This is a genomic window from Staphylococcus sp. 11007852 (assembly GCF_011394325.1).
GTDB lineage: Bacteria > Bacillota > Bacilli > Staphylococcales > Staphylococcaceae > Staphylococcus > Staphylococcus agnetis.
On record NZ_JAANBJ010000002.1, the window covers coordinates 1 to 26,175 of the forward strand.

24 protein-coding genes are annotated in these 26,175 nt (G+C 35.6%); 2 read left to right on the plus strand and 22 right to left on the minus strand.

What is annotated here, in order from left to right:
- Nucleotides 1-81: 81 nt before the first annotated feature.
- Genes cntE through cntK form a run of 9 tightly spaced genes read right to left on the minus strand, consistent with a single transcriptional unit; the run spans nt 82 to nt 9,206 of the window.
- Entirely contained in the window at nt 82-1,272 is a 1,191-nt protein-coding gene (gene cntE / locus G8Y85_RS00300) for a staphylopine family metallophore export MFS transporter CntE (protein WP_060552242.1), read from the minus strand.
- A gap of 11 nt (nt 1,273-1,283) precedes the next feature.
- Nucleotides 1,284-2,024, minus strand: coding sequence for an ABC transporter ATP-binding protein (locus G8Y85_RS00305; protein WP_165805236.1), 741 nt, complete (start codon nt 2,022-2,024; stop codon nt 1,284-1,286).
- On the minus strand, nt 2,018-2,836 hold the full coding sequence (gene cntD / locus G8Y85_RS00310; RefSeq protein ID WP_060552240.1) for a staphylopine uptake ABC transporter ATP-binding protein CntD: 819 nt from the start codon (nt 2,834-2,836) through the stop codon (nt 2,018-2,020). Before cntD ends, G8Y85_RS00305 begins: the two co-directional genes overlap by 7 nt.
- Complete coding sequence (gene cntC / locus G8Y85_RS00315; RefSeq protein ID WP_165805237.1) at nt 2,833-3,699, minus strand: staphylopine uptake ABC transporter permease subunit CntC; 867 nt, start codon at nt 3,697-3,699, stop codon at nt 2,833-2,835. The genes cntD and cntC overlap by 4 nt, the downstream gene beginning before the upstream one ends.
- The gene (gene opp1B / locus G8Y85_RS00320; protein WP_039647238.1) at nt 3,700-4,632 is read right to left on the minus strand and encodes a nickel/cobalt ABC transporter permease; all 933 of its coding nucleotides are present in this window, start codon (nt 4,630-4,632) and stop codon (nt 3,700-3,702) included.
- Between the two features lie 11 nt (nt 4,633-4,643).
- Nucleotides 4,644-6,242: a staphylopine-dependent metal ABC transporter substrate-binding lipoprotein gene (gene cntA, locus G8Y85_RS00325; protein WP_165805238.1), complete on the minus strand. Its 1,599-nt coding sequence runs from the start codon at nt 6,240-6,242 to the stop codon at nt 4,644-4,646.
- A 28-nt stretch (nt 6,243-6,270) separates the two neighbouring features.
- Nucleotides 6,271-7,563: an opine metallophore biosynthesis dehydrogenase gene (locus G8Y85_RS00330; protein ID WP_165805239.1), complete on the minus strand. Its 1,293-nt coding sequence runs from the start codon at nt 7,561-7,563 to the stop codon at nt 6,271-6,273.
- A complete protein-coding gene (gene cntL, locus G8Y85_RS00335; RefSeq protein WP_165805240.1) occupies nt 7,560-8,387 on the minus strand; it encodes a staphylopine biosynthesis enzyme CntL in 828 nt (275 codons plus the stop codon). Before cntL ends, G8Y85_RS00330 begins: the two co-directional genes overlap by 4 nt.
- Before the next feature lie 9 nt (nt 8,388-8,396).
- Complete coding sequence (gene cntK / locus G8Y85_RS00340; RefSeq protein WP_165805241.1) at nt 8,397-9,206, minus strand: histidine racemase CntK; 810 nt, start codon at nt 9,204-9,206, stop codon at nt 8,397-8,399.
- A gap of 254 nt (nt 9,207-9,460) precedes the next feature.
- Between cntK and G8Y85_RS00345 the strand changes: the two genes are divergently transcribed.
- Nucleotides 9,461-10,135 (plus strand): hypothetical protein, encoded by a 675-nt coding sequence (locus tag G8Y85_RS00345; protein ID WP_165805242.1) that lies wholly within the window; start codon nt 9,461-9,463, stop codon nt 10,133-10,135.
- A 42-nt stretch (nt 10,136-10,177) separates the two neighbouring features.
- On the opposite strand, the gene G8Y85_RS00350 is transcribed toward G8Y85_RS00345, so the two are convergent.
- From G8Y85_RS00350 to G8Y85_RS00385, 8 genes are all read right to left on the minus strand, one after another.
- Nucleotides 10,178-10,861 (minus strand): YjjG family noncanonical pyrimidine nucleotidase, encoded by a 684-nt coding sequence (locus G8Y85_RS00350; protein ID WP_165805243.1) that lies wholly within the window; start codon nt 10,859-10,861, stop codon nt 10,178-10,180.
- Nucleotides 10,862-11,130: 269 nt separating this feature from the next.
- Entirely contained in the window at nt 11,131-12,567 is a 1,437-nt protein-coding gene (locus tag G8Y85_RS00355) for a coagulase domain-containing protein (protein ID WP_165805244.1), read from the minus strand.
- 563 nt (nt 12,568-13,130) lie between these two features.
- Nucleotides 13,131-14,735 (minus strand): coagulase domain-containing protein, encoded by a 1,605-nt coding sequence (locus tag G8Y85_RS00360; protein WP_165805245.1) that lies wholly within the window; start codon nt 14,733-14,735, stop codon nt 13,131-13,133.
- Nucleotides 14,736-15,029: 294 nt separating this feature from the next.
- Entirely contained in the window at nt 15,030-15,827 is a 798-nt protein-coding gene (locus G8Y85_RS00365) for a S1 family peptidase (protein WP_165805246.1), read from the minus strand.
- A 134-nt stretch (nt 15,828-15,961) separates the two neighbouring features.
- On the minus strand, nt 15,962-16,876 hold the full coding sequence (locus G8Y85_RS00370) for an iron-hydroxamate ABC transporter substrate-binding protein (protein ID WP_165805254.1): 915 nt from the start codon (nt 16,874-16,876) through the stop codon (nt 15,962-15,964).
- An 89-nt stretch (nt 16,877-16,965) separates the two neighbouring features.
- A complete protein-coding gene (locus G8Y85_RS00375; RefSeq protein ID WP_165805247.1) occupies nt 16,966-17,565 on the minus strand; it encodes a DUF3885 domain-containing protein in 600 nt (199 codons plus the stop codon).
- Nucleotides 17,566-17,696: 131 nt separating this feature from the next.
- Complete coding sequence (locus tag G8Y85_RS00380; protein ID WP_165805248.1) at nt 17,697-18,017, minus strand: antibiotic biosynthesis monooxygenase; 321 nt, start codon at nt 18,015-18,017, stop codon at nt 17,697-17,699.
- 3 nt (nt 18,018-18,020) lie between these two features.
- Nucleotides 18,021-18,398, minus strand: coding sequence for a DUF454 family protein (locus G8Y85_RS00385; RefSeq protein WP_165805249.1), 378 nt, complete (start codon nt 18,396-18,398; stop codon nt 18,021-18,023).
- 262 nt (nt 18,399-18,660) lie between these two features.
- On the opposite strand from G8Y85_RS00385, the gene G8Y85_RS00390 reads away from it, so the two are divergent.
- Entirely contained in the window at nt 18,661-18,885 is a 225-nt protein-coding gene (locus tag G8Y85_RS00390) for a DUF3955 domain-containing protein (protein ID WP_165805250.1), read from the plus strand.
- Between the two features lie 88 nt (nt 18,886-18,973).
- Here G8Y85_RS00390 and G8Y85_RS00395 read toward each other — a convergent pair whose 3' ends face one another.
- The 5 genes from G8Y85_RS00395 to G8Y85_RS00415 form a co-directional block, all read right to left on the minus strand.
- Complete coding sequence (locus tag G8Y85_RS00395) at nt 18,974-21,373, minus strand: polysaccharide lyase 8 family protein (RefSeq protein ID WP_165805251.1); 2,400 nt, start codon at nt 21,371-21,373, stop codon at nt 18,974-18,976.
- A 243-nt stretch (nt 21,374-21,616) separates the two neighbouring features.
- Nucleotides 21,617-23,035 carry a sucrose-specific PTS transporter subunit IIBC gene (locus G8Y85_RS00400; RefSeq protein WP_107401634.1) on the minus strand — a complete coding sequence of 473 codons (1,419 nt, stop codon included), beginning with the start codon at nt 23,033-23,035 and terminating at the stop codon, nt 21,617-21,619.
- 16 nt (nt 23,036-23,051) lie between these two features.
- Nucleotides 23,052-24,014, minus strand: a complete 963-nt coding sequence (locus G8Y85_RS00405; RefSeq protein WP_165805252.1) for a carbohydrate kinase family protein — start codon at nt 24,012-24,014, stop codon at nt 23,052-23,054.
- 97 nt (nt 24,015-24,111) lie between these two features.
- Complete coding sequence (locus G8Y85_RS00410) at nt 24,112-25,086, minus strand: LacI family DNA-binding transcriptional regulator (protein WP_107401636.1); 975 nt, start codon at nt 25,084-25,086, stop codon at nt 24,112-24,114.
- A gap of 199 nt (nt 25,087-25,285) precedes the next feature.
- Nucleotides 25,286-25,996, minus strand: a complete 711-nt coding sequence (locus G8Y85_RS00415; protein ID WP_245203065.1) for a hypothetical protein — start codon at nt 25,994-25,996, stop codon at nt 25,286-25,288.
- Between the last annotated feature and the right edge of the window lie 179 nt (nt 25,997-26,175).

The following is a 26,175-nucleotide window of genomic DNA, read 5'->3' on the forward strand; positions in this document are numbered from 1 at the left end:
AAAAAACACCACAAAATCTTTTGAAGTGATTTTTGTGGTGTTTTTCTTGGAAGCTGAAACCCTATGTCCCAGCCCCTAATGTTATTCGCCGATAAATTGTTGTCGGCGTTCGATACAAAAGAGTGTCGTTGCGATTAACATGATGCCACAAATTAAATACATCACCGCATAGTTCGTTAAGTCAGCAATCGGTCCCATTAATGCAGAACCCAATGACACACCTAAATCTGCTGTGGCAATAAATAACCCAAGCAACATGTTTCGGCCGTATTTTGGCAATTTGAAACTTAAAAATGACGTTAATGTTGGATAAATAAGTGCTTGGGCGATACCGATAAGTATCGCACTGATGTATAAGACAAATGCGCCAACGATATGCCCCACACTAATTCCTAATACCGCTAGGGTTAATAAACTCATCACTTTTAACATAAATCCAACATGCCATTTACCATCTGATGGAATATAACGTCTTAAATAAAAACGTGCCAATACTACCGTAATCGCTTGTAATGCAAGGAAAAGACCTGCGTGACCTACACCATACGTTTGTGTATATAACACAATAAATGTTGCCACCGCTCCAAAACCAATAGACGCCACTAACATGACTAATCCTGCTTTAAATAAAAACTGATTTTTAAAAAACTGTGTAAATACGGAAACCGGGCCAAATGGCAAAGCTTCCTTCTTTTGCGGCGTAGGTTCATCTTGAACATGTTGATCTAACGTCGCACTAAAACCGAACACCCCAGTTGTAATCGCAATGACAACCATCGCAATCGCAAAGTAGCTCATATTGTCTAATTGCCAAATACCTACCGCAATTAATGGGCCAATGACACCCGGTATGTATGAAAAGAGCGAGTAAAGAGAGATGCCTTGTGCACGGTCTTCTTCCGGTAATGCATCGATAATCCCAATTTGAAGGGCCATTGAGAAAAATGCGGTACACACCCCTTGCATTACCCGGGAAATAAAGTACCCTTCAAGTCCCGTAAAACCATACATCACTAATGCGACACCATTAATGACTAAAATCCATCGCAAAATTTTAATGGGGCCAATGTTAGCAATGACGTGGCCTGCCCATGGACGAAATAACATTGCTGTTAACATGTAGGCCCCCATCACGATACCGATGGTCGTATTTGTTGCACCTAAATCATGTCCTCGTAATGGAATCATGACATTCAAAATTGCATTGGCACTAAAGAAAAATAGCGCTAAAATATAGAGCCTTAAAAAAGGCCAAGCGAGCGCGCCTTTCATTACGTCGCCTCCTAATAGATAAGTTGTTTTTCAAGCAATGCGCGCGTATACGGATGTGTCGCATCGTAAATTTGATTTTTGGCGAGTGACTCTTGAATTTCACCCTCTTTAAAAATAAATAAACGATCACATAAATACGTGGCTGCTTGGATATCATGTGTAATAAATATATAACTCAAATGATATTCATGTCGTAATCGGACTAATAAATCTAAGATTTGCGTTTGAATTGACATATCCAATGCGCTAATCGCTTCATCTAATAATAAATAGTCTGGCTTAGTACTAATGGCGCGCGCGATCGCGACACGTTGTGCTTCCCCGCCAGACATCATCTGTGGATATCGCTTTAAAAAACTTTTGTCTAAGCCTACTTCTTCAAGTAAACGAATCATTTCTTGTTGCATATCTTCTTTAGATAACTTAAGTTGTTGAAGCGGCTCTTTTAAAATCTGTTCGACATTAAAATACGGGTGTAACGATGATTTATAATTTTGAAACACTGCACTCATTTGACCACGTCTCACCTCACGACGACAGACACATTGGCCGTTAATATCGACACGCCCGCGATCGGGTTTTTCAATACCAAGAATCATCCGGCCAAGCGTGGATTTACCGCTCCCACTTTCACCGATGATACTGATACTCTCACCTTTCTCACATGTAAAACTTACGCCTTTAACAACTTCTCGATATTGGCGCGTGCCTTTATCTCGGTATGATTTGGACACATCTTGAATGGTTAACATGAGTGGTCACCTCTTACTTTCTGGAAATAAGATGTCAACTTACGACGCGCATTCACAAGGTATTGCGTGTACGCATGTTGTGGATTTTCCAACACATCCTTCACCGGTCCATATTCAATGACATCGCCATTTTTCATAACGAGCACATCATCCGCAATATGTTTCACGACTGCTAAATCATGCGAAATAAAAATCATCGCACAACCTACCGTCTCTTTAATGTGTTGAAACTCTTTTAACACGTCATATTGAGTAATAACATCTAGTGCCGTCGTCGGTTCATCCGCGATAATGAGTTCCGGCTTTAACGCCAGTGCCATTACAATCATTAAACGTTGTAGCATACCGCCAGACAGTTCGTGAGGATATGCACGCATGATTCGATCGAAATCGTGTAAGCCTAACATATCAAAATAAGACTTGAGAAGGGTCTTTTGGGTTGTCGCATTTGTGATATGATGGTGATTTAAAATGGTACGCATTTGATAGCCAAGCGTAAAAGAAGGGTTAAACGCCGTACCGCCTTGTTGCATAATCATCGCAATTTCATTACCACGAATGTGACGTAATTGAGTTTCGCTTTGTTGCAATAAATCCATCGTATTAAAGTGCGCCTCCCCACTCATTTGAATGTTGTGGTCATTCAGCCCAAGGAGTGCTTTACACGTAATTGATTTCCCACTGCCACTTTCACCAATAATCGCTAAAATTTTTCCCTTGTCCAACTTAAATGAACAATGATGGACAAGGACGTGATTCGTATTACCATCAATCAGCGTTAATTTTTGAACATCTAAAATCGGTTGACTCATGACATCACCCCACGTTTCACACGCTGCCTTACTTGTTGTTGTGATAATTTTGGATCAACGGCAATTTGAATAGCATCAGATAAGAAATTAAAGGCGAGGACGATAATAATAATCGCAATCCCCGGCGCAAACATCAATTCTGGATGACTGAACATCACTTTGCGTGCTTCATTCATCATCATCCCCCACTCTGCTGTTGGGGCTTTGACACCAAGACCAATAAAAGAAAATCCAGAAATTTGTAGAATCATCGATACCATAGAACTTGACGAAATCACCGCAATATCTGCTAGCGTTAACGGTAAAATATGCGTCATAATGATGCGCGTATGTGATAAACCAATAGCACGCGCAAATTTAACGTCATCTGAGTCACGATACTGCATCACACTCGTTCGGATGATTCGGCAAAACCATGCCCACCGTGTAATGATAAACGCGACAAACATACTTTCCAAGCCGATACCTAATACACCAATTAATGCGAGCGTCATCACATAAGTTGGAAACGATAGCATGACGTCACAGGCGCGCATTAAAATCGTATCAATCCATCGCCCGAAATAACCGGCAATAAAACCTAAAATCATGCCGATAACGACTGCACATAAGAGTGCTGCTAATACTAACATTAAACTTGGACGGATCGCGTATATGAGTCGCGTTAAAATGTCGCGTCCTAAGTGATCCGTACCTAGCCAATGCGCAAAAGACATTCCCGCAAATTTATTTTGAATATTGACAGCTGTTGGTGTATAAGGCGTCACTAGTGGCGCACAAATACCTAATAATAAATACAATCCTATAATAAAGAGTGCTATTTTTGCACCTCGGTCTTGCCATAAACGTTGAAGGACTACCATTTAATTGCCCTCCCTTAATTTAGGATTGAGCCACATATTAATAATATCTGCGAGTGTATTTAATAAAATAAACAGTACGGAAATAATTAATACGTATGCTTGTATAATTGGAAAGTCTTGTTCCATTACAGCTTTGACACTTAATTGCCCCATCCCTGGCCAAGCGAAAATGTTTTCGATAACCACCGATCCACCTAAAATGATTGGAATTGACATACAAAATATCGATACAACGACTTGCATCGCATTGCGAATCACTTGTAGGACAATTGTAGGATAGCGTACACCCATCGCTCGGGCATATAAGACATAATCTTGATCCAATTGTTGAATCATCGCACTTCTCACATTTCTAAAGTAGATCCCGATATAACCTAACGAAATGGTCAGCACCGGCAATACATAACTTTCGGGCCCTGTCAGCCCTGAAGTCGGCAACAGATTCATACCTACTGACACGTAAATGATTAATAATGCTGCTAACCAATACGAAGGTATCGCCGTTAATATAAACGCCGTACTACGTGTGATACGGTCAAACCATGTGCCACGCCAAAGTGCTGTCAAAGTACCGAGTATGATAGACATCGTTATAATCACTACGCTTGAAACGAGTGTTAACTTTAAAGTATTAAAAAATGCTGGCCAAACACGGGTGCTGACATCATCACCCGTGACAAAGCTTTGACCAAATTTAAATTGTAATGCGTCTTTGAGCCATTCCCAATATTGCACAAGAAACGGTTCATCGAGGCCGTATTTCGCGCGTGTTTCTTCAATGAGACTTTGTGTAATATTTGGGACTTCTTGCGCATGTAAAATGACAACAGCGGGATCTTCATCAGACAGCCGCGTCAATGCGAATGTAAGAAAACTAATCATAATTAGAAGCGGCAGGGTCAGTAATAACCGTTTAACGATACTGTATCCCATTATGTCACTCCTTATTTGTAATCCATTTCTTCAAATGGTAATTCATATTGAGATTGTTTAAATGTAATACCTTTAAAATCATTAGGTGCAATCACTGTCATACCACCATGAGAGATCGGAATAAAAATCGCTTCGTCGTGAACTGTATTCAAAATGCTGTGATATTTTTGATCTTGCTCTTTCGCATCTTGTGTTTTTAATGCATCATCAATATTTTGGTATAACGCATCTTTATTGTCGATTCCAGATGTTGCAGCTTTGTAACCTGTATCCGTTTTAAAGGCTGAAATAGTACTTTGTGGATCATATTGTAAGCCCCAAGTTTGGTTGAACAACAAATCATAATTGCCGGATGTACGACGTTCTGCAATTTTGTCTGACGTTTCTCCTACAATATTTAATTTCATACCAATTTCTTCTGCTTTTGCTTGAATAAATTCAGCTTCTTGTTTTTGTGAATTAGAGTTATTGTCGTAATATAATTTCATCTCTAACTTTTTGCCATCTTTTTGACGTAACTCACCTTTTTTCTCTTGCTTCCATCCTGCTTCGTCTAACGTTTTCGCCGCTTCTTTCAAATCAAAGTGACGTGGTTTTAAATCTACATTCGCATGCGGTACGTTTTTAGAGAACAATGTAAACGCAGGCTTTTCTGTCTTATCTAAAATTTTGTCTGAAATACTCTTTTGATCGACACTTTGCCATAAAGCAATACGCACTGCTTTGTCATGAGCTGGGCTGTCTTTTTTACCAGAATTAGCAACAATCATCTTTGTATTCATCGGTTGGCTACGCTTTAATTGATAGTCACCAGAATCTGTTAGTTTTTTCACGGCTTCGTTATCGATATTATCTGTTCCGCGGTCATCAGTGAACGCAAAATTCACTTCCCCTTTTTGTAATGCTAAAAATGATGTTTCCCCTGCAGGTAACACTTTAGCAACAATACTTTTCAATTTAGGTTTGCCGCCCCAGTAATCATCGTTACGTTCAAATGTTGCACTTTCATCTTTCTGATGGTCTTTTAATTTGTATGGTCCTGTACCACTAAAAGCTTTCAAGCCATCTTTTGTCCCGCCATTTTTAAAGGCCTTAGGAGAAACAAAAACATAAGGACGTGTCATCGCAAGTTCTTCTAAAGTTGCATTGTATGGTTCTTTTAACGTTAATACAAATGTATGTGCATCTTTCGCTTCTGTTTTATCCATAATTGTTGAAAGTTTAATCCATGAGTGTAAAGACTTGTTCGCTTGAACAGCGTCAAAATTCTTTTTCACCGCTTCCGCATCAAATGGTGTGCCATCATGGAATTTCACCCCTTCACGTAAATGGAAAGTATAAGTTTTACCATCTTCAGAAACATCCCAAGATTTCGCAAGTAATGGTTGAATCCCTTTTTGCGTATTATCTACAAGTGACTCGTATACCATGCCTTGTGCGGACATTGAACCTCCATAGACATGTGGATTCATATCGCCAATATCTTTAGACGTCGCATACGTAATATTTTTGTCTTCTTTCTTTTGCTCTAGTGCCTTGGAGTTGCCACACGCCGCTAATACAACGAGTGCCGTTAATGCTAAAATAAACCATTTAAATGTCTGTTTCATTCTCTTATTCCTTTCATTCTACTTTTCCTTAAGTTGTTTGAAGCCCTTGCTGAATACAAGTCATATCACTTTCAAATGTTTTCGGGAAAAATTGTTGTGATTTTTTTAAATGCGGTCGTTCTTCGTGAAAGTGCTGAAGCATTGTTTCATATCGTGTCAGTAACATATCAATCATCGGTGTTTCAATGCATAACGCACGCCCAAGTCCTTGAATAATTTTAGTGCGATAATAATCTTCATGTGGCATGCGCGGTATTTCCCAAATACCTTCATGATTTTGATAAATTTGGCGAAACGGTACCGCTGAAAAATCCTCATAAAACCCTTTCGCATTCGGTGTTGAAAACGGATCAATCAGTATTCCCGTGTAACGCACATAAAGTAAGTACTCTTGTTCCATTTCCGGCAGTGATTCAAATTGTGCAATTTTAGTTTTGGACATCGTCTCAGGGCGTAACGGATAATTCTCTTCAACCATAAAACGCAGTAGGTTCAGAGGCTTTACATTTAGCACCTTTAAAATCGATGTAATTTCTTGCCACATCCCTCTCATTTCGTGAATTAAATCCATCGTAATCGGACCTTCAGGATATAATTTATACACATAAAACGGGACGTCTGTACCATAAAAAATGGCCTTTAAAGCATGCGCATTCATAAAAAGTGCGGGGTGTACATACAACGAACTATTGCGCGATTCTGCTTCTATCGGATTGGTGACGACAGTAACAGGTAAATCAATACATTCAAACATGTGTGTTAAACGCGCCAACAACTCAGATGTGTCGGCGGTCGCCCCTAAATATAAATGCTTTTTGAGCCCCATCGTTGTGACACGATAGGGTTTCGTCTGGTCGAGGACACGTGTATCACCTAAATACGTCGAACAGCTGACAACATCAATTTGAGGTTGAATCGGCTCTAATTGGGTACGTACTATAATGTTAGAACCAAGCGTCGGCGACACGAGCAACACACTTTTAATCTTTTCTAACACGGCATTCGGAAGTTGTTTTAACGTATCCACATAAGCATCTGCAGTACATGCAAGTACAAGATAATCATACGTTCCCGTTACCGAGGCGTACGCATCAAACACGTGACGCGGTGTGGCAGTCCCTGTGAGTGTCTCATGTTGCTTATTTTGAACATGTGCTTCAATATCGCCTGAGGCCACGACTGCTTCGACAAATTGCTTCGAACGTGCAGACACATGACTACGACTTACAAACGCAATTTCTGCGTCTAGGTATTTGTCAAAAAGCACACCAAGTTGCACCGCCACAGGACCTGTGCCTACAATGAGAATACTAGGCCTCATGAGCCGACACCTCTTGCAACATCTGCTTTTTGGTAAAGCGCAATATCAAAAATTTGATTAGGTTGAATTACCTCATCGACACACACCCATTGTTTAGCGTCAGTCTCACGTTTAGGATAATTAAATATCGCTTTTAAATCATTACCGTAACGCATCGCCACAACTGTATTAGGTCCAGTCAACGCATACAAATCTTCTAAAATGTCATATTTAATAGGGACCGTTGAACTGAAAATGACATGCGTAACGTCTTTAATTTGAGGCAACTGATCGACCGTAGCTTGGTGCAATTCAATTGAGGCCTCTGGTGCCAAATCTGCCACCACTTGGCGCCCATACGCGATAGCCTCTGCATCAATATCAATGCCGATAACAGACGCACCGGTTTCTTTCGCAATTTGAATCGGTGTCATCGGAAACGCCCCAGAACCAACTAATAACACCGTATCATCAGAAGTAATTTGAAATTGCCCAAATTCTTCCTGAATACAATGCTCGATATTTTGAAAATACGTCGTTTCTGTCGCCTCGCCTAGAATATGGCGTTTTGCGCGAAGCACTTCCATTAATTTCACGCATTTCGCTGTAATATCAGCCAATGCCGGCACAATATTCGGCGTTTGTCTCTCTTTTGCTTGCCAATGATGAAAACGTAACGCATTACTTTCGTTAAGTATGTATTGACTAAACACGTCTATCTCACGCTCTAACTCTGAGATTGATTCAAAATTAAGGGCCACTTTTTGATAGTGGTCAACAAAATTCCGATAAAACGTTGCGAGTTCTAGTTCCATTTCTGTCTCAAGTTGGATATTTTGTATCATATTAAGCTCCTATTCTATATAAGCTAACCCCGTTGCAACTGTTTTAACATGCCCCCTAATTGTAATAAGTGGTGACGCAGCCATCTGCGCACAAACACGTAAGACGCCCCCTGGTTGATGTACCATACTATCTGTACACTTTCCCGGTTGTTGTAGCGCTTCATAAACACCGATAGAACCTGTACCAGAACCACAACTTTGCTCCCAAATGATACTGCCAAGTTCCGGTACATAAATCAGTGGATGCAATTGGCACCGCTCTGCGTCATATAGCAACAGTCCAATCGTTTTAAACGACTTAGACCAAGTTTGCGACGTAACAAACGTTTCAACATCGCGATATAAAGCTTCATCAAACGTTACAACCGGGACGACAAAATGACAGTAGGATGCATATGTGATTTTCAACACATCAAACTTTTCCGTACCGAGCACAAGTGTTGTCCATTCATATGCATGTGGTGCGGGTAACGTGGCTTCATAATCACCTAAAGCATGAATTTCGCATACGGTCGGTGTTGAAACCCCAGAAACCTGTAACGACAGCTTACCTAACGGCACAAGATCACGTTCCAATAAATAATGCAACATCGATAACGTCGCATTCCCACAAAACTCATTGCCACTCATGTGTAACCCATAAAGGTCGTCAGATGATTGTGGCTTAATAACAAACCCGACCTGTTCACAACACACATGCGACGTCTGCATCAACTGATTTGCGATAGACACATAACGCGACGCATCATGTTCAGAATCTACTAATACCGTCATATTCCCAGACGGATTAAATTTAGAAAAATGAACAATATCTTTCATTAATAAATCTCCTTTGAAAAGCAATTGTTCAATGCACAAATCGTAATGATAACGATTTAAAAACATAATACTTATTTTAGTTGCCTCTGTCAATAGTGATAATCATTATCAATTAAATTTTTTCAAGATTTTTGCCCGACTTTCTTCCTTATATATAAGGTTTTTACATTTTGTGAAATTTTCATGACACAACGCATAAATTTAGAGGTAAAATAATGTTGAACAATTTAGAATGAAATGAAAGGGATGTAGGGATGAAATCGAAAGCATTATTAGGACTCGTTTTAACAAGTTTCGTGCTACTTACAGGATGTAGCTTGTTTGGTGAAGATGATGATAAAAAAGCAAAATCAGAGTCACATCAAAAGAAAGAACAAAAAGAGAAAAAAGATAAAGACAAAACTAAAAAAGAAGCACAATCAACAGAAGAAAATCAAACAGACAAAGCGTCGACTGAAACAGTCACTACACAAAAATTCGACGTAAACAATGTCACAGACAGAGCAATGTTAGAGGCGATTATTTATGGAGATTATACAGAAATCGATAAAATCGCCGCTTATAAAAGCGCTGTGGCGAATGGCGTCATTCCACAAGGCAATGTCATGGAAGGTCCCGCTGCGGCAGCTTACGAAAGCTCATTACGCATCGCACGTGGGGAAGAACAATCGATTTACAAAACGCATACCCAACATACTGATACAACAGAAGATGTCAATGCAGAAATTAATGCAGCAACGACTAAAGATGAACTGATTAACGCATTACGCAAAAAATACAATGGTGGGTTATCATCAGGAGAACTACAGACGAAAAATGCGATAGAACAAGGATACTATGACGGCGATGATGCAGAAGCTGTTTATAAAGAAATACAACAACGCAAAGCCGATATCGCAGCAGGTAAATACGATCATTATAGAAAATAAACTAAAGGCAAGACGTACGTGCATGTACGGCTTGTCTTTTTCTTACAAAATCTGATCAATTTCATGCATCGTGTTGATGGTATATGTGGGCATAATGGGCGTGTTATTTTCTACGCTTTTATGGTTAAACCACACCGTATCAATCCCCCCGTTAATGCCACCTTGAATATCAGAAGTGAGCGAATCACCAATAATAATGAAGTCTTTAGTATCAAACTCAGGCATAGTGTTAAAAACGATATCAAAAAACTGACGACTCGGCTTTTGAGCGCCCATTTCATCTGAAACAAACAAATGGTCAACATATGACATCAAATCCGTTTGCGCGATACGACGTTTTTGTGTTTGCGTCACCCCATTCGTCGCAATCGCAAGGGTATATTTTGACTTCAAATACGCAAGGGCCTCTTCAACACCCTCATGCCATTTGATTTTGGCCGTCGCCAACCCATCTCGAAATGTCACATCTGCTTCATGACCGTCGACCGACATCTCGTATTGTTGAAACGTTTCAATAAAACGGTGACTTAGCACTTCACTTTTCGTAAGTTCATTACGCTGAAACGCTTCCCAATGCGCTTGATTAATCTTTTTAAACGTCTCATAGTCTCGCTTAGATTCCGGCACCTTATATTGATCCATTAAATACGTATACGCCTTCACCTCCGCATCATGAAAATCGACCAACGTATCATCAAAATCAAGTAAAACTACTTTATAACTCATCGTCGTCACTCCTGCTCAAATGTCATTTAGCACCATTGTAACAAAAAAACATCGTTAAACTGAATCATCGTAAGAATAAGAAAAGACCAGCTTCTCCCAAAAGCTAGTCTTTTCGTATGGTCTATATTTAAGTCTATTGTAAACTGTATTGAATTGGTTGTCTTGGTTTAAATTTCACTTATTAATAAGAGGTTATAACAGATTATATTAGCGTGGTTTAACGCTCGGTTTTAAGGTTTAAAAATTATAAAATGTAAGCAATCACATGCTTATTTAGTTACTTCGTTTGATGGTCTTGAGTCTTCAATACTTTCACCAGTTGTATAGCCAGATACTTTAATATCAGTATGTTGATCAAGAACAATCTCATTCGATTCAGTAATAATGTCAAAATCTACAGGTTGTGAATCATATGTGAAGCTAACTTCTTTAGACTCCCCGCCCATACTTGCTAGGTTATTATTAGAGCCACTTAATCCAGTATTGTCTTCTACTATTTTCTGTTGAGGCGCAGCCGTAACATTAAATGCTGGCTCAGAAACCGCTGTTACCGGTGCAGATACACCTTCCATACCTTTTAATGCGCCTTCTGGACGTTTACTTTTAAGTACATCAACCTTTTCTTCCTTAACTTGTTGTTTTAGGACAGGTAGTGTTTGACTTTCAGATGTTACCGTATAAATTGGAAGCTGTGGTGAAGATTCTGGGAACTTAATTGATAGTTCATTTCTTAATTGTTTATGTGGAAATGCTTCAGGATCATTTCTATATGATTTTAGTGGCATAGATACCGCTTTTGCTTTTCTTTCTGCCTCAGCTTTAGCTTTTGCTTCACTAGATTTTTTAGTAATTTCAGCTAATTTAGCTTTAGCTTTTTCAGCACGTACTTTTACATTAGGGTCTCTAAAACTTTCATCAGTATTTGCTTTTAGAGCAGCTTCTCTCAATTTTATGCGTGCTTCAAAATCATCTTTATTATCATCAGTAAGTGGTACAATATCTTTCGGTCTCTCATAACCTATTTCTTTGAAAAAGTCATCAATAATAGTTTCTAAGTTCTCACACATTTCTCCCAACATACGTTGGTTCTTTGGGAGTTTATCTAAACGCTCTTCCGGAGTAGTACCGACGATTAAGAATAATTTATTGTATAACTCATCTAAAGCATCACTATTTTTCCTACTGGAAAATGAACTCATTACCATAAATACTTTATCTTCTAATTCATAAACTTTATCTATAGCTTTATAAAAATCATCGTCGCCTTCTTTAAACCTTTTTAAATCTTTTTTAGTACTTTCAATCTCTTTAACTTTAGTTATAAACTCAATCTTATTCTGCTTTAATTTTTCACGAATTATATTATACTTTTGAGATGTCATACCTTCCTCATTAGAGTCTAATTTTAAAATGAGTTGATTAAATGCATCTAATTCTCCTAGAAACACATCTTGATATTTTTGATATGCCTCTTTATACTCTATTTCATCAAAACCGCCATGCTCATTCAATGATATTCTATGCGTTAAATCTTTAAAATCATCCTCGTACTGCTTTTTACTAAACTGACTATATCCATTCCATCCCATTTTTAAAGCTTCTGATTTATGCTTAGTTTCCTTCACTAGTGCACTTGCATTGTTATCAAATATAAAGTTTGACGCTAAAATAGCGCTTGCTGATAATACTAATAATTTCTTTTTCATATTTTGTTCTCCTTTATTCTAAATAAAATAACCCTTGTCAAATTCCCTTCTTTTTGACGCAGCTTTTCGATTATATAAGTTTCACCCAACATAAACCATTAAGTTAGTTTTAACACAACATTAATTCTATTTTAAATTAGTTTATCTCTAAAATTTGTAGTGTAATTTTATTTTAAAACCCGAAAATTATAGCGAATACCTTATTCATTTTACTTTATTCACTACAATTGTAATTATATACTAAAATTTCTTGTTTCTTTATTCCTTTAAAGAGTATTTAAGATAATTTAAGTATGATTTAAATTAATTGAGTTTGCCTATTGTATATAAATTCGCGTTAATGTTTTAAGCTAAATTAAGTTAATTGAATTGCATTTTTAATTAGTTTTAGCTCAGTATTAAATCTTTATTAACGCCTTATTATGCACTTTCAATACATTGGTGTTAATGAATATTTAATTATTTCACATTAAGCTTTCTTATTTGTTTAGGTTTGATTTATGCGCACAAAACAAAAAGGCTAGTTTTTACCCCAAAAAGCTAGCCTTCTTAAGTTTGATATATTATTGACCATTATAAATTTTGTCGATTTGTTGATTTAACCGTTTTTGTTGTTCAGGACTTAATGTTTTTACTTTTGCTTGCGCAGCAACACGATCTTGATAAGCATGCGAGTTAACGTATTTGTTTACTAATTCTTCAGCTTCTCTTACATGATTACGGCGAATTGCACGTTTGTCTCGTTCTGTGTAACCAGATGTATCACTTTCACTATAGCCGTATTTATACCCTGATTTTTCATAGAATGAAGATTGATCAATATCTACAACATTTGATTCTGTAATTGTTTCTTTAACTACAGGTGCATTAGGCGTCGTTTGTTTATTCAATTCGTTAGTATTTGGTACTGTATCTTGCGAGAATTCAATTAAGTTAGAGTTACCGCTTAGTTGATTAGTTGGTTTAGAATTATGAGTGACATCAAAATTATTAGATTCACCACTCATGCCTTTTAACTTTTTATTTTGATTAGTTGTTCCACTTAATTTATTATCATTTGCTGCTTTCTGTTGATTTGAAATAGTAGATGAAGGCTTGTTGCTAGATGCAACATGTGTAGAAACAGAAGATTTCGTAGTAGGTTCTTGGATGTTTGATTCTGAACGTTTCTTTAGTTGCTTATATTTATAAGTTTTTTGTTCTTTACTTTTTATTGATTTTGTTGTTTTAGATGCTTTTGCTTTTGGGGCTCTCTTAATTCTTTCTGCTTTAGCTTCTTCTTGTGCTTTTTTAACTTTATCAGCTCTTATTTTCACGCCTGGATCTACTAATCGAGCATCATTTTTTGCAGCATTTGCATCTTGTCTAAGTTTTTTTCTTAATGAAAAATCTTTCTCATTGCTAGCACTTAAAGCCGGAATGTTTTTGGGTCTAGCTAATTCTGCTTCTTCAAAAAATTGATCAATTATAGTTTCTAAATCCTCTTTCATTTTTTCAAACATTCTCTTATTTCTAGGTGTGTTGTAATCTCTATCATAATCAGATATTCCAATTACAACATCTAACTTATTGTACATATTTTGCACAGCATCTGTTTTTCTTGTAAATGTATTACCAATCATTAATATTTTATTTTCTAATTGATTAATTTCCCATCCAGCTTTATATTTTTCTTCCTTTGTATATCGTTTAAGATCACTATATTTCTCTTGAATTTTTCTAGATTCTTCCGCAAAATCTTGCCTGTTTTTAAGTAGGGATTCAAATACATGTACATATCTTTCATATGTTAGTCCGTAAGTAGTATTTGAAACCTTTGTAGGATTCCAATATGCGCCGTACCAGTCTATTATGTCTTGTTCTTTTTTAAATTTATTTAAAGCATCCATTTCTGCCATAAATTTCTTTTGATATTTATCATAAGCTTCTTTATATTCTGGTTCATCATAACCCGCATGTACGTTTAGTGATAAATATTGGATTAAATCTTCTAAACTTTCAATATAAACCTTAACACTATCTTTATGGCTTAAATTTCCTTTTAACTCCGTAGCCTTTGACGTATATGGATTCTCTCTCACGTCTACTACTGCGCTTGCACTGTTATCAAATATAAAATTAGATGCTAAGATTGCACTTGCCGATAATACTAATAATTTCTTTTTCACTTTATAATCTCCTTTAATATAAATAAAAATAGTTGTCAAAAAACCCCTTTTTGACACAGCTTTTCGATTATATAAGTTTCATTCTACACAAACCATTAAATACGAATTAACAAATATTAATTCTACATTAAAAGGGTTTATATTTATAAAAAGTGGTATACTATCGTTTTCGAATTCAAAAGTACGTCGAAATAGTTCTATTTCATTTACACTACGCAAAAAATGTGTACATTAACAACTCAAAAAAGCCCCTTAAACATATGTTTAAGAGACTTCTTTCAAATATTGTGATAATTAGTTTGAATTTGCTTCAATCCACGCTTTAACTTTAGTCGTAATAAGTGCGAAGGTTGCATTTTTATTATCATAAGAAGATGAGGAAAGAATTCCTATTAGTTCATCACTATGATTTAACCCTTTCTCATCTTTTAAGTATAATCCAGAACCAGATTGTCCAGGGGCAGCATAGATAGATGTATCTACAATACCCGACTTTTCAAATGAATTTTCGTCATTACCCCTGTGTGAGTTAATGTAAATATTAGTAATTTCCCCTTCAAATAATACTGAATAATTATTACCTCTCTCCGATGAGTATCCAACAGAGTATACTTTATTATTAATTAACGATTTAGAACCCTTATCAATTCTATCTTTTGAAACCCCCATAATATTAGGCGTTTTACCATTTAAATAATATGCTGAAGAAGTAGAAGTGGAGCGTTCAACCTTCAATAACGCTAAATCTTTAGCTTTATCTACTGGTTTTGTGATACTGCCTTCTTCGTAAACAATAGCTTTATTAACATTTTCATAATTCAACGGCGTAGATATACCTGATAATGCCGGATAAATTTTACCGATATTACCTTGTTTATTTTCATAATCCACACAATGTGCTGCTGTTAAATATGTTGATGAATTAATTGCCACTGCAGTGCAAGTTTGTTTCTCACCTTCAAATTTAGCGGTAAATAAGTGATTTCCTTCTGTCGTATTGGTATTTATTATGCCATTTGCCCATATTGACGATGAAAGTAATCCTCCTAATACGATTAAGCTGATTAACATTGAAATACATAATTTTTTCATGCTTTTATCTCCTTTCGATGTGTTTTTCTGTAGTTGTTCATAAAGCATTGAAAACTTATGATTTTTGTATCATTTATTTATCATAACATTGATGGTGTAGCCATATATAAATTAATTTTATCATACATGCATATTTATTGAGATTTATTTAAAATCTCTTTTTTTAATTTTACTCTTAGATGATCTAATGTGATAGGATCAGTAAACCAATAATCTTCTGCTTTATATGAAATCACTCTATTTTTCTTCACTGCATCTATATTTTTCCATGTTTTAGAGTTTTCAAAATCGAATGTGCTATATGAAGGTTTACTTAAGAAAATATAGTCTCCTGCGTAGTCAGCAATTTCTTCTTTCGAAATAGCTGCATAGCCTTTTTTATCTTGTTGGAGCTTCTCTTTATATTTTTGTGTCATCGGCATGCCAAACGCATCATGAACAATATCCAAGCCTCGGCCCCACGTGCTGTTGTATACATATATTTCTTTTACATCAGGTTCAAATACTGACGCAGTGGCATGACCTATTTTCTGTTGAATGTCTTTTTTATCTTTGGCTGTTTGAGCGTCCCATTTTTTAATCCAGTTTTGCGCCTTGTCTTCTGTATTTGTGAGTTTTCCTAATTCTTTTAAAATTTCTTTATGGTTGTATTTGGTATATGTGTACGGAATCGTAGTTGCAATTTTTTCGTATTTTTTAATGTTCTTATCTGAAGCATCTACAATAATTAGGTCGGGCTTTAATTTAGCAAGTTTTTCAACATCTCCGTCACCAATGAATGTTGTATCTTTCAAATGTGATTTTAATATTGATGAATCTTGCACAATATTTGAAACGGCAATCGGTTTGATGCCTAATTCTATAAAATCACCAACATAGAATCCTGTTAATACCGCCACTCTTTTAGGATTTTTAGGAACAGTCGTTGTTTTTCCGTTTTCCAATGTATAGGTACGTATTTCTTGTGAAGACTCTTCTTTATGATTCGTATGCGTGCATGCAGCTAAAAATAAGATGCTACATAATACCATTAGGAAAACTTTCTTCATGTTATCATCTCTTTCTAATCGATATTCCATTACAATTTCAGATTGTTGCTTAATTTTTTTCATACTCGTTTTGTTTTGCCATTAAATCTTTACAATACGTCTTCTAAATAATCTACTAAAGCATGATATTGATTCGTAAAATAATGATAGTCATTTTCGTCATTAAAGTATAACCACAACCCCCTATCATCATATAAGAGATACAACCTATTTTTAGTTTTATTTACAAAATACAATTCAGAATAATGTGATCCTTGATTGATGATAGGTTTTAAAGCTGGAAAATCTTGGTTACAAATGGCTTTTATTAATGATGGATATTTAATATTTTTAGTAGAAATTTTGTATGTAAAGGCAAAACAAGGATTATTTTCGCTATTTTGATACCTTTCAATATGATGTGGTATGTATTTTCTCGCTTGCGTATATTTATCAATAAGCCTTGTTTTCGAATACTTTTTCTTATAACTGATGACTAAATGAATCATTTCAACGTCATCTGTATTTGAAAACATCTCCTCAAAAATATCTATCGCATTGCGATATACATTTGAAAAATACGTATCATTTAATGTGTCTGCTCCAGAAATAAATTGATATTCACCTTCGCTTAAATCTAAATGAACAGCATTTTTTTCTTTTGAAAAATTTAAATGTTGTGTCTTTAGTTGGGCTAAATTAATAGTCATAACGTTCTCACTTTTTAGATTTTATTAGAGAAATCATCCAAAAAGACTAAATGTGCTTTTTGCGGCATTTAGTCTTTAGGTTAATTTAATAATGCGCGCATGTGCGAATGTCATACAATACTTTAAACGCGTTATTTCACATACTTATACGCAATCTCATATTTAGAAACTTTATTATTGAGAATAGGACTTTCTGCATCTTCTTGATGACTTCTCACTTTCTGGTGTGTTGCTTTAAACACGTCAGAATTTAGCCAATTTTTAAATGCCGCTTCTGTTTCCCAAAGTGTTAATATTTTAACTTCATCATAGTCTTCATTATGTTTGGTAATTGTAACCATCATTTCTTTGAACCCTTCGATTGTTTCAATACCTTGTCTATTTTGGAAACGCTCTACAATTTTTGGTGCGCTCCCCTTTTTTAGCTTTAAACAGTTTTCTGCCATAAACATTGTTCATCTCTCCTTTGATTGATTAGGTAACGTTTTTACAAATGTAAATAAAAAGATTGTTTGAAAACACACCATGATGAGTAACATCACTCGAATCATCGTGTGATCTATCATATAAATTGAAAATGCAATAACGATATATAAACTGATTAAAAGTTTAAACTTTTTAATCATTGTGTAACCGCGTTCATTTTTAAAACTTTCTACGTATTCTCTATACACTCTCGTATGTATTAACCAATTTTTAAATCGTTCTGAGCTTTTCGCAAAACAAATTGCGGCAAGAAGTAAAAATGGTGTCGTCGGCAATAACGGAACCACAACACCCACAAAGCCCAAAATGGTACACGTGATGCCCACCATCAGTAAAATATATTTCACAGCAACACCTCTAATTGATAATCGTTATCAATTATACAATAAAAAGTAAGCTTGTAAAACAAAAAACCACCCAAATATGGATGGTTAAATAAATATTTATAAAATACTGAGGATGATGTCTTTGCTGTTCATATGGTTCGTCCATTGATAAAGTTGTAACACAAAAGTATGGAAATTTTCATAATCATACACCTAGAGAATGATTTCAATATCCCAAAAATCAAATAGGATATAGTTAAGTCAAAAGAAGGAGTTCCTTATAATGAAATTGTTAATTTCAAGAAAGTTCATCTTCATTACATTTTTCATTGGTATTGGGTGTATCATTTTAAAAAGTTTATTACCAGAATATGTAGATTATACAGGTCTTCTGCATGAATACTTTTTTCTCATTCCAATCGGTTTTTTATTTATATTTTTATCACTTATACTTTTACTGATTAAAAACGTTAAAACAAGGTTCCATAAATATCAATCGCATCATTAAGACCAAATTTAACATTTAAATGCATCTCACATTTTAAGTATTTATCACGATTTTGACATCACGATAGCATCTAAAAGGAGATGTATTTTTATTTGCTTATTTCAAAATGGATATGTCGATCTAAACTGTTTTTATTAATGATGTGATATCCATTCAAATTAATAATTGATTGGATATCTTTATCTTTGTTTGATACTTCTGGATTGTGATATGAACACTCGAACGTTTGCGCATCCTTTTTCTTAATTATATACATACCTTTAGCTTTAACTTCGATTTTATTGTCCTCTATTTCAAATGATTTGGCTTCATTCCCATAGTTTACAATGCCCCATACGTGATTGGCATGGTCTTTAACGACATGAAATTGGTCTTCTTGTTTAATGATACTCACATCATTATGTTTTTGTTTAAATTTAGTTGGGTCGATTCCAGGATATAAAACGTATGCATAGTGATGATTTGTATCAGAATGTGCTTGTGTTACTTCATAATATGTTTGTTTATGTTCCTCTTTACTTTGATTTTTATTAATATCTAGCCATTTACCCGTACGCTCAATTTTTTCAACATTTAATTTTGTAGGTTTAATAAAGTGATAGCCGATGTTGTTTTGGGTATTTTGCGCTTTTAAAAATATAGATTTTGTGTCTTCATTTACTGCTTTATCTAGTGGTTTGTCATCTTTATAAAGCGTATAGCCGTTTGCTTTACGATTTTCAATTGTTGTTTGAGCATCTTTATTGTTGATTCCGCTACCTACAAAGACAATTTTGTCATCTAAAATAAACCATGATTTATTGGCGGCTAACGTCTGTTGTTGGTTTTCAAATTCCATGGCTATACTCGCGTACTTTTCGTTGAATTTTGTTCCACCAACAAATGTTTTCTTACTTTTTTTATCTCCCGTAGGTGCATCACCTAACGTTGTTGTTCCTGCAAGATGTTTCATATTTACTGTTGGCCAAAAATGATTTCGGTAATGGCTCACGTCATCATTGTATAAATAATACATCCCCGCACCGGTATGCCAACCTTTTAAATTCTCATTATTAATCGATTCATATCGAGACACTTTGTCTGAAGTTAAACTTAGGCCAAAGGTATAGTTAAGATTTGGATGATGATATACAACGCGTTTCATCTCATCATAAATTTTCAATTGTTGCGGCTTCTGTTTGACATTAACTGAAGTATCATCCATAAGTTGTTTCATCTTGTGTATATCGGTATAAGACTTCAAGTGGTCATTTTGTTGGTAACTTTTATCAGATATTACAGATGTTTTGATATAGTGTTGATATTTGTTTTTTAAGTTTTGATCTTTGAGCGCATCACTCATTCTTAATAATGATTTCATCACTGTTGTAGATGTAGAATGACTCGTTTCATGCTCGCGACTGATTGCTCGACCTCTTACAAAGTCCATTACTTCACCTTTGTGTATCGTAGGCATAAATGCGTCGTCGATCCAGTGATCTAAAGTTTTCATTTGTTCGTTATTGATACTTAAATTTGATGCGTTCACAATCGGCAACATTTGAGAGATACCTTCTAATAAAACAACACCATATGCCCCTGTATAAGGCACATCTTGATGATCTATGTATGACCCATCTGTATAGAAACCATTACGTGCTTTTCCACTCGCACCTTCTTGAACATATGTGAAAACTTTCTTAAAGGCGTTTACTGCAGATTCCATCTTATTATCATCTTCATGAATCATACTTTCTAGTAATGTCACTTTAGAAATATCAACAAGATTTCCACCCGTGGCTTTTTCAGGTTTTCCTACGGATGCTAATATTTCATCACTTTTCGGTACATACGTCTTTATAGGCGCTGTATATTTATTCTTCTCTTCTTTGGTGAAAACATGATCCATTAAAATGAGCGTATTCGTTAATGCTTTCGGTGACCCGATTTCATAATCCCACCAATTCATGGCTTTCTTTTTATTCGCATCTTTTTCAATAAAGTTAGACGTTAAAGTTCTTACATTGTCTTCTGCTGCTGTACCATAAACATGTTCATGCATCCATTCAACTGCTTCTTTTAGCTTTTTCATGTTCTCATCTGTTTTTAGAGATGATTGGGGATGATTCATCGCTTCCGCAATACGTTCGATATTCTTATAACTTTTTGTCATATGACTTGAATTCGTTTGAACATCTTTTGCGCTTTCCCATAGGTATGTTTTATCAGAATGCGTTTTCATATCACTTAGTAATTTTTGTGCTTCTTTTTCAATATATTCATGTTGTTTCTTCATCGCTTCATTATGATCATCATAGTATTCATAACCATAATTCGTGGATATCCATATCTTCTTAAGTTCTTCATATTTTGATTGTGAATGCATCTGATTCTGAGTGATATAACGATTTTCAGCTACCTTTCCTTCCGCAACATCTACACCACTCATACAAATTATAAATAGTATCAGCGCATAGCCTTTCGTATATCTTTTTAATTTTAATCCCATTGCTTGTCTCCTTAACATTGATGTTTATATATGTATATCACCACATACCCATTAGAAATTCATTCTTATAAATATAACAACGATTTACATTAATTTAATTATATAACAAAACATAATATGTTATTGGTATAAAATGAATTATCCCTAATGATGCCGCACGCGCATATATCCTTACTGTAAAAGTTCATTACACAAATAAACACTCCCTATGTACTTTTAGGGAGTGTTTGATTATATATTCTATTATTTCGCTTCTTTAATTTCTTGTGCCATTTTATCACTATAGCCGAAGAACCAAGTGAGTACGAATCCTACGCTGAATGAAACGAATAATACTAAAATGTATAACGGCAATTGACCGATGTCTTTAATGAATAACAACATACCTGGTAGTACGGTAATCGCCATCCCTGATGCTTTTAAATGGAATAACGATGCGAGGAATCCTCCGACTGCCCCACCTATTAATCCACATACAAATGGCTTAAAGTAACGTAAGTTTACACCGAAGATAGCAGGTTCTGTAATCCCTAAAAATGCTGAAAACGCTGATGGTAATGCGAGTGCTTTTAACTTTTTCTGACGTGTTTTCAGACCAACCGCTACTGTTGCGGCACCTTGTGCGGTCATAGCCGCAGAGATAATTGGGTTGAATTCATTGTATTTAAATTCTTCTAACAGCTGGATTTCCATAAAATTGAAGATATGATGCACACCTGTGACTACAATTATTTGTTGGAAAAAACCGATTAACAATCCTGCAATCCCGAATGGCAAATTTAATACCCATATTGTGCTTGTTAAAATCACAGTTTCTAAGCCATGAAATACCGGTCCAATGATAAACAATCCGAGTGTGATCATCACAAGTAATGTTAAAAACGGAGTAACGATTAAATCTATGGCATCTGGTATTTTTTTGCGTAACATTTTTTCAAATTTTGCGCCAATGAGACCTACAAAGAATGCCGGTAAAACGGAGCCTTGATAGCCTACAACTGGAACGAATCCAAAAAATTTCAATGCCTCAGCTGAACCATTCCCCACTTCATAAGCGTTAGGCAATGCAGGATTGACAAGCATTAAACCGAGCACGATGCCGAGCACCGGACTTCCTCCAAATACTTTGAACGCACTCCATGCGACAAGTGCAGGTAAAAATGCAAAAGCGGTATCTGTTAACACTTGTGTGAACAGGATGAAATTAGGTGAAATGTCTTTCGGTGTCATACCCATCCATGACAAAATTTGTTCGTTCATCAATACACCACGTAAGCCCATGAATAAACCTGTTGCGACTAATACAGGAATAATTGGAACAAATACGTCGCCAAATGTGCGAATCGCGCGTTGAAACATATTCCCTTGTTTACCTGCTTCATGTTTGACATCGCTTGTCGCTTGCCCTTCAATGCCTAAACTTTCAACCGCACTGTAAATTTTATTTACGGTTCCTGTTCCAAATATCACTTGATACTGGCCAGAATTATAAAATGCACCTTTTACTTTATCTGTATTTTCAATTTGTGCTTGATCAATTTTTTCTTTATCATGAACCACAATGCGTAATCGTGTCGCACAATGTGCAATAGATTTAATATTTTCTTTCCCACCTACCGCTTCAATGACTTGTTTCGCGATGTGTTGATCTGACATTGCCATATGTACCCCTCCTTATTTAACGTGCTATGAGATGATGCACCTCATCTACTGTTGGTATGCTTCCTATCGCGCCTTTTTTCGTTGTTGTTAAAGCACCTACCGCATTACTAAATATTAAAATATCCTTCGCATGTTGTTTAAGATTTTCTATTGGCGTAAGTGTTTGTTGTGCTTTTAACAATTGATAAATAACCGATCCAATAAAGGCATCTCCCGCACCCGTCGTATCTTGAACGTCAACGGTATAACCCGGGTGATAACCAATTTGACCCTCTTTAGTATAAATGGAGGCCCCGTTCGCACCTTCTGTATAAATGATCACTTCTGTTTTACCTTTAAATAATTGTTGAAGGGACGCAGTGTCATCACTTCCTGTTAAAAACGAAAGTTCTTCATCAGAAATTTTTAAAATATGGGCTTTCGGAGTAAATTCAAGTACGGTTGCTTTCAAAGCGTCAACCGAAGGCCATAAAGGAAATCGTAAGTTCGGGTCAAAAATAATCGTGCCTTCCGCTTTTTCCATTAATTCTATTGCTTTTACATGAGCCGCTTTCATCGGTGATGGAATCAAATCTACGGAACAAAAATGAAGAATGTCATCTTGTTGAAAATTCACATTCAATGAAGCAGCTTCAAGCAACATATCCGCAGATGGGTTGCGATAAAATGCGAAGTCACGTTCACCAGATTCTGTTAAACTCACAAACGCGAGGCCAGTATTTGCGTCAGTTGTGCGCTGAACCAAAGATGTATCAACACCTTGATGTGCTAACATCTCTACAATTTGATCTCCAAACGCATCTTGACCTAGTTGCGTAATGAGCGCGGAGGCTTCCCCGAGCTTCGCCACACAACTCGCAACATTTGCTGGCGCACCGCCCACTTGAGGCTCAAACCCATTAACGTCTTTAAGCTCAACGCCTTTCGTTTGAGGAATGAAATCAATTAAAGCTTCACCAATTGCATACAACTTTCCCATCATTTCACTTCTTTCATTAATGACTTATGATTCATAAATTGGAACCGGTACCAAAATAGTTTATAAAGTAAAACCCTCTTCACCGAGAATTTTACGTTTAGTTGTGCAAAATGTCAACGCTTTCTTTTTCGTCAATAGCGTAATCCATGCGTTGTAATAGCGGGACTTCCTCACCATTTAATAAAGCCATCATCGATACCGCAGCACACTGACCTGTCTCCTCATAAGGAAACACGATTGTCGTAATTCGCGGTGTCACAATAGAGGTTGTTTCATAGCCACCAAACCCTGAAATAGATAATGTTTGAGGAACATCAATATTCATATCAAGCGCGGTTTTTAACACACCCAAAGCAATATTATCTGTCGCACAAATAATGGCATCATAATCATGAATAAAAGCTTTAGAACGTTCTTGCGCATCACTTAACTTAAAAGAAGTCGTGTGAACAGTTGCGTCTTGATTAAAGTCCGCAAGCCCATCAAGAACACCACGACGACGATGTACGCCTACCGCTTCATCACGTTCATCCACACCAAAATATGCGATGTGTTCAAACGCTCTTTTACCAAAATAATTACCCATAAGACATCCCGCATCATAATCATTTTGAATAATTGAATGAATGCCTTCATACGACTGTCCTACTAAAATAATCGGCACTTTAATCGATTGAATCGCTTTTAAATGCGCATCCGTCAACGCAGTCGCAAGCAAAATGATGCCATCGACTTTATTCTTCGCAAGTGTAGATATCGCATGAATTTCACGTTGTTGATCTAAATCCGTATTCACGATAATGGTTTGATAATGTTGCCTTCTCAAATACGTTTCAATGCCATAAAGGGTTTGGTTCGATGCATAAGAACTTAAACGTGGCACGATAACACCCATCATTTGCGTTCGTTTCGCCTTTAAACTTTGCGCAAATTGATTTGGACTATATCCTGTCTCTTGTACCACACGATCAATTTTCTGACGTGTTGTAGGACTAATCGAACCCCCATTTAAATACCTCGACACTGTACTTTTCGAAACACACGCTAGCTTAGCGATATCACGAATATTCATAGTATTCACCTCGCTTATATCATAGCACATCAATAGAGCAGAAAAGTAAGGAATAAATGAATGGCTTCCTAGAAACCCAATTTAAAGAAAATCCCAAAATAATTAACAACACAAATATAATCGTATATCAAATGATGAATTTTATTTTTTATAAAAATCATTTCTTATTCATGATCAATTAAGGACGTGATTATAAATATTAATTCTCGAACTTCAATTTTCTAACTTTATAAGGATGCTTAGGAAAATACCAACTAAAATATTCAGTACCTGATACAAAAGATATTTCACCCGTCCCTGTTTTATCTGAGTATAAATTTTGTAACTTATTTACTATTAAATTATTAAGTTGATTAACACAATCCAACACTTGTTGAGACGAACTCAATGCTTTATCAATATCTTCTATAATTACTTTATTATTTAATTTTTCTCTATTGTAATGTTTCATGATTTGAATTTCTACAAACTCGTTCAAAAAATAAATCTCATTAAAAGTACCTCCAATTAATGAAAATTCTACATCGTCGTTAAAATGCATATATAAATGATTAGTGTCTGTTTTCAAAATCATCAAATCTTTTTTTATTTCATAATGTTCTTTTAAAAAGCTCTCTAATTGTGAACTTTCAAGATGTTCAAAATCATTACGTAACTTTAAGATCGCATATCTTAAAGCATACAAGAAACTGATTGACGACATTATAGTGCTATATTCAAGTTCAACGAATTTATTTATAAAATTTATAATCTCTTTTTTATCATTTATTTTTCTGTTATATTTTTGGTTTGATTCTTCTAATTTAGTTTTATATTTATCCATTTGTTTTTGGTATTCATAATTCTTTATCTTCCATTTTCTAGCCGATACAGTATTGTAGATTGTTAAAATTGTACCGATTATAGTCATAATTACTCCTAGAGCATTCATACTATCCCCTCTATCTTTTGAAATATTTAATAGTTTCCTTCTACTATTATAAAGTTATTCATGATAATTTTGTATTTAAAAATCAAAAGAGGCTGGGACATAGGGCTTCAGTTTCCAAGCAAAACACCACAAAAATCTTTTGAAATGATTTTTGTGGT